Raw genomic sequence first — 16,846 nt, forward strand, 5'->3', positions numbered from 1 at the left:
CCAACAGACTAAATTGCTAAATGATACTGTTTTTTACCGAGACAGAGCTGATTAAACCCCCGGACAGGAAAAAAAGATGAAAATTTTAGTGGTTGGCGGTGGCGGGCGGGAACATGCCCTGATCTGGAAACTTTCCCAAAGCAACAAAATCGAACAGATTTTCTGCGCCCCCGGCAATGCCGGGATTGCGGCGCTCGCGACCTGTGTCCCGATTGATTCCGATGACATTGAAAGACTGGTCGAGTTTGCCCGCAATGAAGAGATCGGCCTGACCATCGTCGGCCCTGAAAATCCTCTGGTCGCCGGCATTGTCGACGCCTTTGAAACCGCCGAGCTGAAAATTTTCGGCCCCAACCGGGCCGCCGCCGAGATTGAAGGCAATAAAACCTTCTGCAAGAAATTGCTCAGAAAATATGAGATTCCAACGGGTGACTTCGCCTCTTTTGACAATCTTGATGATGCCGTCGAATATGTCTACAAAAAAGGTGCTCCGATTGTCATCAAGGCCAACGGCCTGGCCGCGGGCAAGGGCGTGGTGGTCGCCCACACGGTTGAGGAAGCGGAAGACGCCATCAATAAAATTATGCGGCGGCGGGCCCACGGGGATGCCGGCAAGGAAATCATCATTGAAGAATTTCTGGAAGGCGAGGAGGCCTCGTTTCTGGTCTTCACCGATGGCGACATTGTCGTCCCGATGGTCACCTCTCAGGATCATAAACCGGTTTTCGATAACGACCAGGGACCAAACACGGGCGGCATGGGGGCCTACTCCCCGGCCCCGGTGATCTCCGAGGGGCTCTTCCGCCGGATCATGAACGACATCATGATTCCGACCGTCAAGGCCATGGCGGCCGAAGGTCGTAAATACCGGGGGGTTCTCTATGCCGGCCTGATGATCAAGGACGGCATTCCCAAAGTGCTTGAATTCAATGCCCGCTTCGGCGACCCGGAAACCCAGCCGATCCTGATGCGCCTGAAAAGCGATCTCCTACCCATTATCGAAGCCTGCATTTCCGGTCATCTCGCCAAAACCATTGTCGAATGGGATGACCGACCGACCGTCTGCGTGGCCTTGGCTTCCGGCGGTTACCCCGGAGCCTACGAGAAGGGCAAGGTCATTTCGGGCCTGAATCTGGCCAGCCGGCTCAAGGATGTGATGGTCTTTCACGCCGGCACCACCCGGAATGCGGAAGACAAGATCGTCAGCAACGGCGGTCGCGTGCTCGGGGTTACCGCGATCGGCGACAATATTCCCAAAGCCATTGAAAAAGCTTACCACGCGGTTTCAAAAATCAGCTGGGATCAGATCCATTATCGCACGGATATCGGCCGCAAAGCCCTTAAACGTATTTAAACCTGAAGAAAAATCCGCCGGGGGAGACCTTTTACGATGTCTGATCTTTTCGACATTCTGATCATCATGGGCAGTGACTCGGACTGGGAAGTCATGCGCGAAGCCGCCGTTCTCTTGGATCGTTTTGGCGTTCGCTATACCGCCAGAGTTACGTCGGCCCACCGCACCCCGGAAAAAACCCTGAGCATTATTCGACAGGCTGAAAGCAACCAATGCAGGGTTATCATCGCCGGAGCCGGGGCCGCCGCCCATCTGGCCGGAGTCGTGGCCGGTCACAGCCTGCTCCCGGTGATCGCGGTACCTCTCAACGCCACCTCCCTGCAGGGTCTGGACGCACTTCTGGCCACCGTCCAGATGCCGGCCGGAATTCCGGTTGCTTGCATGGCCATCGGTAAGGCCGGAGCCGCCAACGCCGCCCTTTTCGCCCTGCAGATCCTGGCCGTCGCGCGACCGGAAATCACCGTCCGGCTGGCGGATTACCGTCGGCAGATGATTCAAGGGGTGGAAAACAAGGACCAACACCTGCAGGAACAACTCCATCAACGGGAATGATAACTCTCAACTACCCTTTTCCCGAAGAGGAATGGGGACGTAATTTTGACCTGACCGCCAGAATCTGCCGGCAAGGGGGAATCCTGATTTATCCAACGGAAACCTTTTATGCAATCGGCGGCCATGCCTTGAATGCGGCACTCGGGCACAGGCTTTCCCTGATCAAACATCGCCCGGCGGGAAAAACCTTTCCGACCCTTTGCGGCAGCCTGGCGGCGACCCGCTCCCTGATCGGGCTGTGGCCGGAGCCGGCTCGCCGGCTGGCTCGTAAATACTGGCCTGGTCCCCTGACCATGATTCTCCCCGGACGCCCCGGCCTGCCGGACAGTATCCGCGATCAAAACGGCGGGATTGCGGTGCGCTGGTCTTCGCATCCGCTACTCAACGAACTGGCGAAATTCTTTTCCGGACCCCTGATTTCAACCAGCGCCAATCTCAGCAACCACCCGCCGACCGCGACTACCGCAAAGCTTGATCCCGAGTTACTGGCGCAAGCCGACCTGTTGCTCATCGCTGACAATCCGGAACCACCGCCGCAACCTTCGACCATCATTGACGCCAGGGTTGACCCGCCCCTCCTCGTACGCCGGGGAAGTCTCGAAATCAGCGAGACCGGCTCTTCCACCATCGTCTAAAGCCTAACTTTCTTACAATCTCTCGGCGTCTGACTAAAGCACCTTATGATACCTCAGCTTTCCGTCAAGCCTGATATTATCGCTCTTTTTTCTCAAGGACTCGACAGCATTCTGGCCGTCCGAATCATCCAGCAGCAAGGTCTTAAGGTTCACGCCCTCAAATTTATAAGTCCATTTTTCGGATACGACATCAAGCATCACGAACTCCAGTTCTGTGAACGAATGAAACTCGAATACGGGATTGAGCTATCAATCATTGATCTGACCGACGACTATCTTGAAATGCTGGGACAACCGCAGTTCGGCTATGGAAAAAACTTCAACCCCTGCCTTGACTGCAAGCTCATGATGCTGGAAAAAGCGCGCGACATAGCGCGAAAGTGGCGGGCCGCGGCAATCATCACCGGAGAAGTAGTCGGCCAACGACCTTTCTCCCAACGCCGAGGCACCATGCACCGCCTCGAGAAACTGAGTCGAACCGAAGGCCTGCTGCTGCGCCCTTTAAGCGCCAAGCTATTGCCGCCCAGCCAGGCCGAAGAACTGGGCATCGTTGACCGGGAGCTGCTTTTTGCCTGCAGCGGCCGAAGCCGCAAACCACAAATCGCCCTGGCTCAGAAACTTGGAATCAGCAACTACCATAACCCGGCTGGAGGCTGCCTACTTACCGATCCTGGTTTTACCGCCCGCCTCAAAACCATTTATCATCAGGATATCCCCGCCGCTGACATCAACCTGCTCAAATACGGACGTTTTTACCCTTTGGCGACACCAAGCGATTTCATCATCGTCGGCCGCCACCAACAGGATAATCAGCGGCTGCTGGAAACCGCTGACGCCGACCATTTCATTCTCCACCTGGCCGAGATAGCCGGCCCCGTCGCGGTGCTCAGGGGTGGCCCCGAAAACCTTGAAACCGCCGCCGAAAAAATCTGCCGCCACAGCCGGGCTTCGACCTTGCCCCAAGTCACCATCAACTGGCGCCGGGGCAAGCACCGCGGCAGTTTGACGATTGCATGCCGGCAAAAAACCCCTGCCACGATTGAAGAAAACCCAGATGAATGATAAAGTCATGCCCGAAATAAAAAAAACGACTCCGATGCTGCGCCAGTATCTGAGTGTCAAGGATAAACACCCGGACAAGATTCTGTTGTTTCGCATGGGTGATTTCTATGAAATTTTTTTCGCCGATGCCACGGAAGCGGCCCGCATCCTGAAAATCACCCTGACCAGCCGCAACAAAAAGGATGAAAATTCGGTCCCGATGTGCGGTTTTCCGCATCATGCAGCCGACGGCTACATAGCAACCCTGGTCCGGGCCGGTCGCAAGGTGGTGATCTGCGACCAGGTTGAAGATCCCAGAACCGCCAAGGGACTGGTTCGTCGTGAAGTAACCAGAATCATCACTCCGGGGGTGAACCTGGAACAGCACTGTCTGACCTCCGACCGGGATAATTTCCTGGCGGCGATCAGTCTTGACGAGCGTAATGCCAAAGCCCGCTTCGGTCTGGCCCTGCTCGATATCAGCACCGGCAAGTTCAGGGTTACGGAACTGCCCGACCAGGAATCCCTGCATGATGAACTCAGCCGATGTGAGCCCTCAGAAATCATTCTGGCCTCCGGCTCTTCGGCTCAGGAACAGCAGCTGCGAGAAGAGCTTGAAAAAAATTTCCCGCAAATCCTGCTGAGCAACCAGCCCGACAACCTCGGTTTCTCCCCCGAAAAAGGCTATGACGTTCTCTGCCGGCATTTCGGCACCCTGAACCTGGAAGGTTTCGGCGCCCACCATCTGCGACCGGGAATTGGTGCCGCCGGAGCCGCCCTGATCTATGCCCAGGCCACCCAGCCGGGCGTCAATCTTCAACATATTCAGGGATTAACCGTCTACCAGACCAGCCATTTCATGCAGGTTGACAGCAGTCTCATCTGTAACCTGGAACTTTTACAAACCATGCAGGAACAACGGCGGGAAGGCAGTCTGTTGGGAATCCTTGACCGTTGCCAAACCAGCATGGGAAGCCGCCAGCTCAAAGAATGGCTCCTCTTTCCCTTGCTTGACCAAGAACTGATCGAGCGACGCCTGGACGCAGTGGAAATCCTGCTTAAGGAAAAAAAATGCCGCCTCAGACTGCGTGAAAAACTCAAACGGATTTATGATCTCGACCGTCTGTCCGGACGCCTGGCCGCGGGCAAGGCCAACGGTCGTGACCTGCTCAGCCTGAAAAATTCCCTGGACCTGGTTCCGGAAATCAAAGCACAGCTCGACAGTCTGCCGCTGCAACCCAGCCTGCTTAATCAACTCAGCCAAGGCCTGCATCCTCTGGCTGAGCTCAGCGAGGAAATCGGCCGCACCCTGTTCCCGGAGCAACCTCTCTCGCTGGCCGAGGGCGGCCTGATCCGCGGCGGTCTCGACCCCCGGCTTGACGAGCTCCGCTCCATCAGCAAGACCGGTAAACAGTGGCTGCTGGCCTACGAGCAGCAGGAAAAGGAAAAAAGCGGCATTAACGCTCTGAAGGTGCGTTACAACCGGGTCTTTGGCTACTACATCGAGGTAACCCGACGCAATCTGGACCAGATTCCAGACTATTATCAGCGACGCCAGACCCTGGCCAACGCTGATCGTTTCATCACGGTTGAGTTAAAAGAATACGAAGAAAAGATATTAAACGCCGAAGAAAAAATCAACCAGCTTGAATATGAAATTTTCCTGGCCCTGCGCCACAAAGCGGTCCAGGAACTCGCCCCTCTGCGGGAAACCTCGAGGCATCTGACCCGGCTTGATATCCTGTGCAGCCTGGCCGAAGTCGCCGACCTGGGTCATTATTGCCGACCGGAGATAACGACGGGGGCAGCCGTCATGGAGATTGAAGAAGGTCGCCATCCGGTCATCGAAGCCTGCAATGAGCACTTTGTCCCCAATGATACCTCATTGTCGGCGGACAAGGAACAGATCTGGATCATTACCGGACCCAACATGGCCGGGAAATCAACCTTTCTGCGCCAGAACGGACTCTTTGCCCTGATGGCGCAGATGGGAAGTTTTCTGCCCGCTCGAAAAGCGCGCCTCAGTATCTTCGACCGGGTTTTCACTCGGGTCGGTGCTTCCGACAACCTGAGTCGCGGACTTTCAACCTTCATGGTCGAGATGACCGAAACCGCCAGGATTCTCCACCAGGCCAGTGCTAAAAGTCTGATCATTCTCGATGAAATCGGCCGGGGCACCAGCACCTTTGACGGCTTAAGTCTGGCCTGGGCGATTGCCGAGGAAATTCATGGAAAACTCGGCAGTCTGACCCTGTTCGCGACCCATTACCATGAACTGACCGAACTTGAACTGATTCGGGAACGGATTATAAATTACAATGTCGCGGTCCAACAGCACAACCAGAAAATCTCCTTTCTCTACCGCATCATTCGCGGCGCGACCAATCATAGCTACGGCATCGAAGTCGCCGAACTAGCCGGAATTCCACGACCGGTCATCGACAAGGCAAGGCAGATTCTGAGCAACCTGGAAAGTGCGGAAATCGCCGCAGGCGGCAATCTGAGAATGACCGGAAAAACGGTTCTTAGTAGTCGCACCAATGGCCGGCAAAGCGGCTATCTGCCTTTACTCGAACCAAGCAAAGAGATTTATGAGGTAGATGAAATCAGGGAACTGATAAAAAAACAGGACCTTAACCGGACAACCCCGCTCAAAGCCCTGATGCTACTGGAAAAACTCCAAAAAATGCTGAATCAATGAATAAAGAAGAAAGGTATTTACAACAGCAAAAAATCATTCTCTCTGCCGGCGATGTTCCAGTTCGCGGGCGGCGAGATCGGCGAAATTGGTTTTACCAAGACTTTCAATCAGCACTTCCTGCACCTTGGCCAGTTCCTTACGAATCGGACAGACAGCCATGCGATTACAGGCTTCATACCCGTCCAGACAAATATTGAGGCGAATATCGCCTTCGACGGCTTCCACCACATCGCAAAGGGTCACCTCATCGGGTTTGCGGGCCAACGAATAGCCGCCTTTTTTACCGCGATGCGAAATAACGATTCCGGAGCGACTCAAGCTCTGAAAAATCCGGGCCAGGAAACCAACCGGCACATCCATTTCGCGCGCCACCTCTGGGATCACCACAATGCTGCCCGGCGGCTGCATGGCCACATAAACGACTCCTCTAACCGCGTAATCCGATGCTCTCGTTAACTTCATAAAACCATTCCAATGCATAAGTTACCAAAGTTGATAAACTTTATAATGTTAGGTTTGCTTTGTCAAGTTATTTATCAGCGTGACATGATCAGCACCTTACAATCCATTTCGGCTTGAAAAAACAAGAAACTGATCTGAGGCAAAGACTCCTTCAGGTCGAAGGGAAGGGCCTGCTGACGCAGGTCGCGAAAGCCGCTTTGGAGTTGTGGCTCTTGCAACCGATAAACACGTCGCCACCATCAAGAAGCGCAAACATGATAAGCCACTGCCGTCTCCAATATCGAGACTAAGCCTGCATCATTTTCTATTCATATCATAAATATACCTTAAACCCTTAAGGGTCAGGAACTCGTCGACTTCATTAATAATTTTGGTTTCGCGTTCGATCACTTTGGCCAGACCGCCGGTGGCGATCACCAGCAAATCGCTTTCCAGCTCTTTCTTGATCCGGGCAACCAAACCCTCAACCAGGGCCAGATAACCGTACACCAGCCCGGACTGGATGGAATGAACCGTGTTTTTACCGACCACCTCGCGCGGCCGTTTCAATTCCACTCGAGGTAACTTGGAGGTTCGCTGACACAATGCTTCCATTGAGATATTCATCCCCGGAGCGATCACGCCGCCGAGATATTCCCCTTTTGCGGAAACGCAATCAAAGGTCGTGGCCGTGCCAAAATCAATGATCACCATCGCCTGGCGGTGTTTTCTGTAGGCCGCCACCGCATTCACAATCCGGTCGGCTCCGACTTCGCGGGGATTATCGAGCAAAATCGGCAAGCCGGTTTTGATGCCGGGACCAACAACCAGGGGACGAAAATGAAAATATTTTCCAGCCAGAGCGAGCAGTTCGTTCAGAACCGGAGGCACCACACAGGAAATCATCATTCCGCCGACTTCCCGCCGATCGACCATCAAGGAACGAAGAAACTCCTGCAGAAGAATGATGTACTCATCCCTGGTTCTTTCAACCGACGTGGAAATCCGCCAATGATCCAGCAATTTCTCTTCGCGATAAAGACCGAGCACAGTTTGCGTATTACCAACATCAACAACCAGTAACATTGCGACATCCTTAAAAATCATTCTGAAATATTATAAGGCTGTTTTTCAAGCTGAACCTCGCCTGCACTAAAGCAGCGGGTGCTGCCGTCCCGGCCGCTCACCAGCAGGCGGCCGCAAGCATCAATCGCCCGCACCCGACCGCCATACCGCTGCTCGCCGCTGAGCAACACGACATCCCGGCCCGCCAGATAAAAATTACGGTTTATTAGGGTGCTAAGCTGCTGTCCCAGACCTTCCTGCTGATAAATCCGTTCACAGTCAGCAATCTCGACCAGAAGCTGTTGCAACAGAGCCCCGAGATCATACTCGGTACCGGTCTCAATCCGCAAGGAAGTGACCAACGGCCGCAAAGCTTCCGGATAATCAAGAGCCCGAGCATTGACGTTGAGTCCGATTCCCAGCACCACAAATTCTGGTCCATTCACCCCAGGTTTCATCTCCGCCAGAATCCCGGCCAGTTTCCTGTCCTTGCAGAAAATGTCATTCGGCCATTTAATTGTCAGCCGCGAAAGTTCGCGCGCCAGCGCCCGCCACAAAGCGACCCCAACCACCAGGGAAAGCTGCGGCACTTTCGCAAAATCGAGACAAGGACGCAGGAGAATTGAAAAATAAAGGTTGAGCCCCGGCGGCGAATGCCATGACCGGCCTCGCCGCCCGCGCCCCGCGGTCTGAGTGGCGGCCACCGCCACCTGCCCGGACTCAGCGCCGGCCTCGCCCTGCCGCCAGAGATAACGACTGGTCGAATCCAGCCTGGCAAAGCTTTGCAGGCGATTGCCCCAGGGGGTCACAAACGGCTCGATCACGAGACCAGGTCAAGAGAGATATCAATGGCCGGGGCCGAATGAGTCAGAGCGCCGACCGAAATAAAATCGACCCCAGCCGCCGCCACCTGTCTGACATTCTCAAGCACGACGCCTCCCGAAGCTTCAAGTTTAAGGGCCGAAGCCTGAGACCTGACATAGGCCACGGCCTCACGCAACTGGGAAACTTCCATATTATCCAGTAAAACAATATCGGCCCCGACGGCGACAGCTTCCTGAACCTGCTTCAGGTTGGCTGCCTCGACCTCGATTTTCAGGCCATGAGGCGCCAGCCTTTTCGCGTGTCCGATCGCCTCGGCAATCGAGCCGGCGGCCCGAATATGATTATCCTTGATCAGAATACCGTCAAACAGACCATGCCGGTGATTACGGGCCCCTCCGACCTGAACTGCATATTTCTCCAAAGAACGCCATCCGGGAGTGGTTTTGCGCGTGTCGACGATTTCAGCTGCATATCCCTCGATCGCGGCCACAAACCTGGCCGTGATCGTCGCGACGCCGCAAAGTCGCTGAATAAAATTCAGCGCGACGCGTTCAGCCATCAGAATGGATACCGCCTCGCCGCTGATCGTCATCAACGGCGCTCCCACTTGCAGACGGTCTCCATCCGTGGCCTGAGCCTCAAGCCTGAGCGAGGGATCTAGCGTGCGAAAAACCAGACCCGCAACCTGAATACCGGCGACCACGCAGTCCTGCTTGGCCTTAATCAGGGCTTTAGCCTGGGTCCCCGGAGGCACGGTTGAAAGGGTGGTCACATCTCCCGAACCCAGGTCTTCCTCAAGGGCCATCTTGATCAGTTTTTCGGTTGCGAACATTTTGCCGCTCCTGTCTCACTAAAACCATTAAAAATTCACCGCCGAACCGGGTCAGATGCGCCGTCAACGGACCAGGGCCACCGACAGATAGCCTGAGTCCGGGATCTTAACAGGATTTAAAGAGGCCGCGGCGTTAATATAATCAGCGGAAATAACTGCGCGCCTATAGCACAATCCAACCAGGGAAAGCAATCCGGCAAAATGAAGGCTGGATAATATAATCGGCGTCTCCCCGAAAAACATTCCCAAGCCGCAGAAGGACGGTTTACGACATCTCCTGCAACAGGCCTGAAACCGCAAGAAACCCGTTCACGAAAACCCCTTGACATAGTTTTATCAATGTTTTATTTCAAAAAAAATCAGCATAATCAGAAGTATGAAACTATCACAGGCTCCCTAAGGATCAAGGGAACCATGAAATGATAAAAATATGAGGCATGGTGAATCGGAATCATGCAGGCGAATTCGGCCTTGATCGGCCCTTGTGGACTTTATTGCGGCGTCTGCGCTGTTTATATCGCGCACCGTGATAGTAACCAGAAATTAAAGGAACGGTTAGTCAAACTTTACCAGGGAGGAATCCCCGGCAAAGGCACGCTTCCCGGCAGTGAGAATTTATCGTTTGAAGACATCAGATGTGAAGGCTGCCTCTCTAAGGCTGCCTCTCTGATGACGTGTTCATGTATTGCAGACATTGTCCAATTGAGGACTGCACGAATGAAAAAGGTTACACCGGCTGTCATCAGTGCGATGAGTTCCCTTGCCGACAGATCGAGGATTTTCCCATGGCAATCGGTAAAAAGGTCATTTTGCGCACGATTCCGTAATGGCGAAAGGTAGGCACGAAGAAATTCGCCGAAGATGAAAAGGCTCGCTATATTTGTCCGGAATGCGGCAATCGCGTTTTCCGGGGCGCTGTGAAATGCAATGCCTGTACAGCGAAGCTGGATCTTGACTGAGTTTTTACCGGCAGGGTAAAAGCGCTCTCACACTTATAACCGCCGGCACATCTGCGTTAAAGACTTTTCACCGGATTACCGGTGCATTTCTATGATGCCGAAGACTTACAAACTGCCGGCATTTAGCGGCAAGAAGCTTCAGCCGCCGGTTTGTAAGAAAGGTAAAATATTGCGAACGGAAAACTTTTCCCAAAAAGCGGCCGGGCTTAAACCCTTCGTGACCATGGATATTCTTGAACGGGCCCAGGAACTGGAAAGAAAAGGGCGCTCGATCATTCACCTGGCCGTGGGCGAACCCGATTTCGCCACTCCCACGCCGATCAAAAAGGCCGCAGCTGAGGCCTTGCAGAAAGATCTCACCCATTACACGCACAGTCTGGGGACTTATGGCTTGCGCCAGACGATCGCCGACTACTACCTTAAACGTTATCGGGTCAGGATCGTTCCGGAGCAGATTCTTGTCACCTCCGGCACCTCTCCGGCCTTGATGCTGGCCTGCGCGGCCCTGCTCAATCCCGGCGACCGGGTCATCGTCAGCAATCCCGGCTATGCCTGTTACGGTAATTTCATCACTTATTGCGACGGCGCCCCGCAGTATATCAAGGTTTACGAAGACAATGGTTTTCAGTTTGAGCCGCAGGCCCTGAAACCGCAGCTCACCCCACAGACCCGGGCCATCCTGATCAATTCCCCGGCCAATCCGACCGGCAATCTCCTGGAAGTCGAACAGATGCGGGAACTGGCCGAGCTGGGACCCATGATCCTCTCAGATGAAATCTATCACGGACTAGTCTACAAAGGCGAGGCCCACTCAATCCTTGAGTTCACCGACAACGCTTTTGTTTTCAACGGCTTTTCCAAACTCTACGCCATGACCGGCTGGCGTCTGGGCTATCTGATCGCCCCCCTGAGATACATGCGAACGTTGCAAACCCTACAGCAGAACTTCATGATTTCCGCCAGCCATTTCGGTCAGGAAGCCGCGATTACCGCCCTAACCTCACAAGAGGTCGCCGCGGAACTGGAAAACATGAAACTAATCTACAATGAGCGGCGCCGTTTCATGCTCAGACGGGTGCGCGAAATCGGTTTGCAGGTTGCGACCGAACCAACCGGAGCTTTTTATATCTTCGCCAATGCCAAAGAATTCACCGCCGATTCCTACGCATTCTCCTTTGAAATCCTGGAAAAAGCCGGTGTCGGCGTGACTCCGGGCATTGACTTCGGCAGCAACGGCGAGGGTTATCTGCGTTTTTCCTACGCCAATTCCCTGGAAAATATCGCCGAGGGAATGAAACGCCTGGAAATCTTTTTCAAGTCACGCTGAAGGCCGGGCGGCCAATCCCGGCCACAATCTAGCGCTGCGTCAAGGGAAAGGCCAGCAGGAGGGTGCTTCCGGAAAGTTTGAGCAGGTCGTCACCGCGTCTGACCATGGCACAAACCAGCTCGTCATTGATAATTTGCAAACCCTGCAAGGGCCCACCGGTAACCCCGGTAACGTTCCGCAGGACAAAACCCGAGCCACTGGCCTTGACCATCTTGACCTGCCCCTTGCTGAGAAAACCATACTCACCCAGAGCGGTTGAAAAGCCGGATTCATTATCAACCAGAAGAAGCTCCGGACAGCCGTCCCGATCAAGATCCACCACCCGCAGGGGCGAGGCGATCTGGCGTTTCTCGGTGTAGCTCATTCGTTTGGTGCCAACCTCATACTGCACATCATGCAGCGATCCGGCGAGCCGTTCATCACTGACCCAAAGCCGTTTACTGCCTTGATAAATCTCGAGAAAATTCTGTTTATTGATAAAGCACAGTTCCTTGACGCGATCATGGTTAATGTCTTCGTAGACGGCTCCCGGCAGGGCGAAACCGTTGGGGACCGAAAAGGTTCCCCGCGAACGCACCCCACCCTGGCGATATTCCAGCAACACCACCCGGTTATTAAAAAGAACTTCTTTGGCAAAACCCTGCCCCACAAAACTTGTGCCCTGGTCCGCCACCGAGCGACCTCCGAGCAAGCCCATGACAAAAGGAATATTCTCCGCGACAACCTGAAACTTACCACTTCTGACGGCAATCACAAAGGAAGAAAAACCATCCTCGGTTTCCTTGAAGGTATTGACCATGATTTCATCGCGACGGTCACCGTCTATATCACCGACTTGAAGGTTAATGATACTGCCCCATCTCGCAAAATGATAACGGTAACGATATTTCAGACCCGCTTCGGTAAGCTGATAGACATAAATTTTCTCACCGTCGCTAAATACCACATCCGGCATGCCGTTACGATCAAGATCGCCGACATCCATGCCCCTGACCACCAGATTGACTTTGGCCAACTCCCGGTATCGGGTCAGGAAGGCCTCGTCGGCATCCGCCGTTGAAAGGCCGTACCGGCTGCCGTTGTTTTCAGCCCGGGCAGAACCGCTGCCGTTTGCGTCCGCAGACAAGGGAAAAACCGAAGTTTTGTCGTCCCAAGCCACCACCAGTTCCTGGTCTCCGTTATAAACCGACAAACCCGTCCCTTGATTAACGACATAAAGATCATAGCCGATAGCGCCCGGGCCACCCGGGCGCTGCAATACCTGTCGCAACTGTAAACCGACTCCGTAGTCAGCCCAGTTAAGCTGCGGCAGGATTTCTCGCAGGCGACCGAAAAGCTCCTTGCCATCACCCTGCAAATCAACAAAAAGGGAAGCCATGGCGTTAAAACGGCGGACCAACGCGCCACGCTGCAACGGCACCCTGAGATAACGTTGCAACGGCTGACAAACGGCAAACTCGGCTTCCGCCCGCATCACCTTCAGGGAAGCGACCAGGCGCTCCTGAGTGCCCAGAGACTGCCCGGTACGCGGATGAATCAGGGGCGCGCCCGGAGCCATGACGGCAAAGAGATCACCGGCGCTGACCCCTTTACGCAGACCACAGTCGATAACAATCCCGTGAACGCCGACCTCCACCAGATAACCTGACAGGGGCTTGAAACGAGACCATGGATCCGCTCCGGAAACCGCCGGCCATCCCAGACTCAAAACCAACCCCAGCAACCACAAATATCGAGCCGCCCGTAATCTCATCCCTGAGAGACTGTACACATCCTTCAAATCAACCTCCGAAGCCCTATCTGAAAAGATTTCTTTGCCCTGAAAACTCCGCCTTGCGCGACCTGAAACGCTGTCAACAGGTCCAAACCTATATCCTTTTTACTTCCAGACCTCAAGCAAAAAGGGTAATCGCCTCCATGTAAGTCAACTCAAAAGCAGATCACTTTCTCACATCGGTGGCCGCGATAGCGGTCTGAGGGCGCTATTCAGCCTCGAAGGCACAGGTGGCCGAATAATTACCAACCATAAAGAAAGGGGGCAGCGATAACCGCCCCCCCTGATGGCATCCTTTACGGAAACATGTTCCTTTAGAAACTGTAACGAATGCGCATGGTGCTGATAAAAATGTCCTCATCGCTGCTGCCGTTACGATCCTGAACCTCCCAGAAATCCATGGCATCGCCACTGAAAAGGTAACCGGCATTGATCGCGAACTCAAGGTTGTCATAAAGCTTGTATTTCAGATAGGCATCAAATTCGATCCCGACTTCATTCTCTTTCTGCATTTTGCCGTTTTTATCGATATATTCGATATCCTCGGCGGTCAGCATGTACATGGCGGCAGCCCCAAGAGAAAGCTTTTTGCTGGCTTTGTAATCAAAGGCCAGTTTGTTCATGATGAAACCCTTGTCGAGCAGGTAACCCTTCTCGGTATAGTAGTCATCATCAGTAAAACCGCCTTCGAAAATACAAATATTGTCCATCCGGTCGATATCAACCGCCATGAAGGCGTTGAAATCTCCATCGGCGCCGTCATCGTCACCCGAGGAATACCAGAAAGTATAGGTAAACTTCATCTTGTCCATCTTGAAACCAAGATCAAAATGAGCAAACCAGGCGCTGACATCGAAATTCTTGTTGACCGCCGCCCTATTATAAGCCCAGCCATTATATTCTTCGGAGAAGTTGGCCCCATCAACGCTGCCGGTCTGATACATCAGATCCCAGTTGACAAAGAATTTGCCGATGTCGGCCTTGCCGTCAAGACCCAGGGTAAAAAGATCGAGTTCATAATTATTGGCAAAGTTCTTGACTTCATATTTCTGTGAGGTAATCGTGCTGGTCGCCGGGCCGCTGTTATCCGGATCGCCGGTCATGTAAACTCCGAACACCCCGGCTTTGATGCCGTCCGCCGGCTTGAAATCGGCCCGGACGTAAAAGGCATCAAGATCCTCGACATCGTCGTCGGGGTCCTTGGTCTCATCACGGTAGGGGCGCAACCAGGCAAAATTAAGGTTGACCGGACCGGCGGCGATGTCGAAAGTCACCCCCATAATGGTTTCAGACCAGAAAAAACTGTTGGCGGTAAACGGTTGCAGACCCATGCGCACCCGGGCTTTTTCACAGGCCCAGGGCAGCTGGAAATCGGTATACAACCAGCGCGTCTCGATATTGACATTGTCACCGGAATAGCTGCCGCCGGTACTTGAGATGCCGCCGACACTGGGTTTACCGTATTCAAGACCACCGATTTCCATGCCCCAGACCCCTTTGACCTTACCATCATCGGTACTAGCATCGAACCACATCCGGTATTTGGCCTCTCCCCAGGTTTCACTGGAAGAACCATCCCGCAAAACTCCTTCTTCTGCGTCAAGCCAATCATTATGATTGGTGTAGATCATGAAACGATTATTGAAATCACCCTTGATCTTGACATCGGCCGCCAGTGACGGCAAGGCCACGGCCAGCAACATCAAAACCACCAGAACAGCTCCCAATCTCCTAATCATTTTTTTCCTCCTGATAAAAACACGAATTAAACTGCAAATAAACTTCCCTGTTGTCCCCTGAAACGTTAGAGAATTCTTATTCCAATTTTATTAAGAACAGATAAACGACGGCCGAAAAAAGAGCTTAAATTACAGTTTGTGGAACCAACCGTAATCAACACGATATCCACTCTTTTCCCTCAAGGAGATAATTAACAAATTTTAATCTTCTTTACAAGAAAAAAAACTCCACGTGGTTTCCAAAGGAAACCACGTGGCCGGGCACTCACTAATTGCTTTTTTCCTCTTCATGGTTTACATAGCTCGTGCCTCGGGCAGGCGCTCGCTGCGAGCACCGATCTATTACACCAAAGGAACGCTTCCGTTGACCTTCATGGGCGCAGACGGTTGCGAATGTTTTCAGAAACAGGCAAAAATCATGCAGGAACCACCTCGACTAGGCTTCGTCGGTTACAGCAATAGCGGCAAAACCACGCTGATCTGCAACCTCATCAAACACCTGACGGAAGATGGATTCAGGGTTGGCGCCGTAAAACATCACCATAAAGTTTTCGACATCGACCACCAAGGCAAAGACAGCTACCGTTTCACCGCAGCGGGGGCCGGCAAAACCATCATCACCGGCCCCGAACGAACCGCTTTGATCGAAAAAACCACGGCCCAGATCCCCATTGAAAAGCTTACTCACAGCTACCTGCATGACCTCGATTTGATTCTGGTGGAGGGCTTTAAACAAGAGCGGATGCCCAAGATTGAAATCCAGCGCGCAGAGCTCAAACGGCCCTTGCTCAGTCGTGGGGAAAACACCGACGAACACCTGATCGCAGTCGTCAGCGATATCGAGCAGGAACTGGACGTGCCCTGTTTCGGACTGGAACAGACCACCGCTATCAGCGTTTTCATCCGTAACTATTTTTCCCTGCAAAGACCGGCTGGCCATGCCAACAAATCCTGATTCAAAAGGCTATCCCTTAAGCGGCGCCGTACTCGCCGGCGGCAGTTCTCGACGACTGGGAGGACGAGACAAAACCCGGCTCAGATTCGGCTCCCAGAGCCTTCTTGAGCGGACAATTTCGCTATTGGACGTTATCTGCGACGAAATTCTGATCAGCAGTAACACCCTTCACGACCATCCCCAGGGGCGCATCATCCCGGATCTGGAGAAAAATCAGGGTCCTCTGGGCGCCATCAACAGCTGCCTACGTGAGGCCCGTCATCCTTATCTATTGATTGTTGCCGGGGACATGCCCTTCATCGAACTTCCCGCCCTGCGAAAACTCTGGCAGGAACGGGAAAATTTCGACGTGATTTTACCCCAGACCCCCGACGGTCTACAACCACTAACCGCGCTCTACAATAAGAATTGTCTGCCCGCAATTGAGTCAAACCTGAAACAGAACCATTTAAAAATAAAAAGCTTCTTCGGCTCCGTCAGGGTGAAAACCATCCCCTGCGCCTTCTTTCCTGAGAGTTTTCCGAAGAACACCTTTCTCAACATCAATTCACCCGAGGATCTGCGGGCAGCCCGGTCTCTGTATGGCGCTTGGAATTAAAGTAATTGAATCTTCAACTATTATCTGCTAATATACGTAGACGGCCAT

General features: G+C 53.3%; 14 protein-coding genes and 1 pseudogene. 9 read left to right on the plus strand and 6 right to left on the minus strand.

Annotation, left to right across the window (positions count from 1 at the left end; all coding sequences use genetic code 11):
- The first annotated feature begins 76 nt into the window (after nt 1-76).
- Genes purD through mutS form a run of 5 tightly spaced genes read left to right on the plus strand, consistent with a single transcriptional unit; the run spans nt 77 to nt 6,283 of the window.
- Nucleotides 77-1,354 (plus strand): phosphoribosylamine--glycine ligase, encoded by a 1,278-nt coding sequence (purD, locus tag ENN66_07380; protein ID HDS16413.1) that lies wholly within the window; start codon nt 77-79, stop codon nt 1,352-1,354.
- A gap of 36 nt (nt 1,355-1,390) precedes the next feature.
- Nucleotides 1,391-1,906 carry a 5-(carboxyamino)imidazole ribonucleotide mutase gene (purE, locus tag ENN66_07385; protein HDS16414.1) on the plus strand — a complete coding sequence of 172 codons (516 nt, stop codon included), beginning with the start codon at nt 1,391-1,393 and terminating at the stop codon, nt 1,904-1,906.
- Nucleotides 1,903-2,541, plus strand: a complete 639-nt coding sequence (locus tag ENN66_07390) for a threonylcarbamoyl-AMP synthase (protein ID HDS16415.1) — start codon at nt 1,903-1,905, stop codon at nt 2,539-2,541. Before purE ends, ENN66_07390 begins: the two co-directional genes overlap by 4 nt.
- 45 nt (nt 2,542-2,586) lie before the next feature.
- Nucleotides 2,587-3,603: a thiamine biosynthesis protein gene (locus ENN66_07395; protein ID HDS16416.1), complete on the plus strand. Its 1,017-nt coding sequence runs from the start codon at nt 2,587-2,589 to the stop codon at nt 3,601-3,603.
- Between the two features lie 16 nt (nt 3,604-3,619).
- Nucleotides 3,620-6,283, plus strand: coding sequence for a DNA mismatch repair protein MutS (gene mutS, locus ENN66_07400; protein ID HDS16417.1), 2,664 nt, complete (start codon nt 3,620-3,622; stop codon nt 6,281-6,283).
- A gap of 33 nt (nt 6,284-6,316) precedes the next feature.
- On the opposite strand, the gene ENN66_07405 is transcribed toward mutS, so the two are convergent.
- From ENN66_07405 to nadC, 4 genes are all read right to left on the minus strand, one after another.
- Nucleotides 6,317-6,763: an Rrf2 family transcriptional regulator gene (locus ENN66_07405; GenBank protein HDS16418.1), complete on the minus strand. Its 447-nt coding sequence runs from the start codon at nt 6,761-6,763 to the stop codon at nt 6,317-6,319.
- Between the two features lie 279 nt (nt 6,764-7,042).
- Entirely contained in the window at nt 7,043-7,810 is a 768-nt protein-coding gene (locus ENN66_07410; GenBank protein HDS16419.1) for a type III pantothenate kinase, read from the minus strand.
- A gap of 17 nt (nt 7,811-7,827) precedes the next feature.
- Nucleotides 7,828-8,613 carry a biotin--[acetyl-CoA-carboxylase] ligase gene (locus tag ENN66_07415; GenBank protein ID HDS16420.1) on the minus strand — a complete coding sequence of 262 codons (786 nt, stop codon included), beginning with the start codon at nt 8,611-8,613 and terminating at the stop codon, nt 7,828-7,830.
- Nucleotides 8,610-9,446: a carboxylating nicotinate-nucleotide diphosphorylase gene (gene nadC, locus ENN66_07420; protein ID HDS16421.1), complete on the minus strand. Its 837-nt coding sequence runs from the start codon at nt 9,444-9,446 to the stop codon at nt 8,610-8,612. The genes ENN66_07415 and nadC overlap by 4 nt, the downstream gene beginning before the upstream one ends.
- A gap of 453 nt (nt 9,447-9,899) precedes the next feature.
- On the opposite strand from nadC, the pseudogene ENN66_07425 reads away from it, so the two are divergent.
- Nucleotides 9,900-10,405, plus strand: a pseudogene (locus ENN66_07425) (DUF3795 domain-containing protein).
- A 94-nt stretch (nt 10,406-10,499) separates the two neighbouring features.
- Entirely contained in the window at nt 10,500-11,732 is a 1,233-nt protein-coding gene (locus tag ENN66_07430) for a pyridoxal phosphate-dependent aminotransferase (GenBank protein ID HDS16422.1), read from the plus strand.
- Between the two features lie 28 nt (nt 11,733-11,760).
- Here the strand turns inward: ENN66_07430 and ENN66_07435 are convergent, their stop codons facing one another.
- Together ENN66_07435 and ENN66_07440 are read right to left on the minus strand one after the other, a co-directional pair.
- Entirely contained in the window at nt 11,761-13,512 is a 1,752-nt protein-coding gene (locus tag ENN66_07435; protein ID HDS16423.1) for a VCBS repeat-containing protein, read from the minus strand.
- A gap of 308 nt (nt 13,513-13,820) precedes the next feature.
- Nucleotides 13,821-15,245 (minus strand): hypothetical protein, encoded by a 1,425-nt coding sequence (locus ENN66_07440; GenBank protein ID HDS16424.1) that lies wholly within the window; start codon nt 15,243-15,245, stop codon nt 13,821-13,823.
- A 253-nt stretch (nt 15,246-15,498) separates the two neighbouring features.
- On the opposite strand from ENN66_07440, the gene mobB reads away from it, so the two are divergent.
- Nucleotides 15,499-16,200 carry a molybdopterin-guanine dinucleotide biosynthesis protein B gene (gene mobB, locus ENN66_07445; GenBank protein HDS16425.1) on the plus strand — a complete coding sequence of 234 codons (702 nt, stop codon included), beginning with the start codon at nt 15,499-15,501 and terminating at the stop codon, nt 16,198-16,200.
- A complete protein-coding gene (locus ENN66_07450) occupies nt 16,184-16,798 on the plus strand; it encodes a molybdenum cofactor guanylyltransferase (protein HDS16426.1) in 615 nt (204 codons plus the stop codon). Before mobB ends, ENN66_07450 begins: the two co-directional genes overlap by 17 nt.
- Nucleotides 16,799-16,846 lie beyond the last annotated feature (48 nt).

This window comes from Pseudomonadota bacterium (assembly GCA_011049115.1).
Classification (GTDB): Bacteria; Desulfobacterota; Anaeroferrophillalia; order Anaeroferrophillales; family Tharpellaceae; genus DSCM01.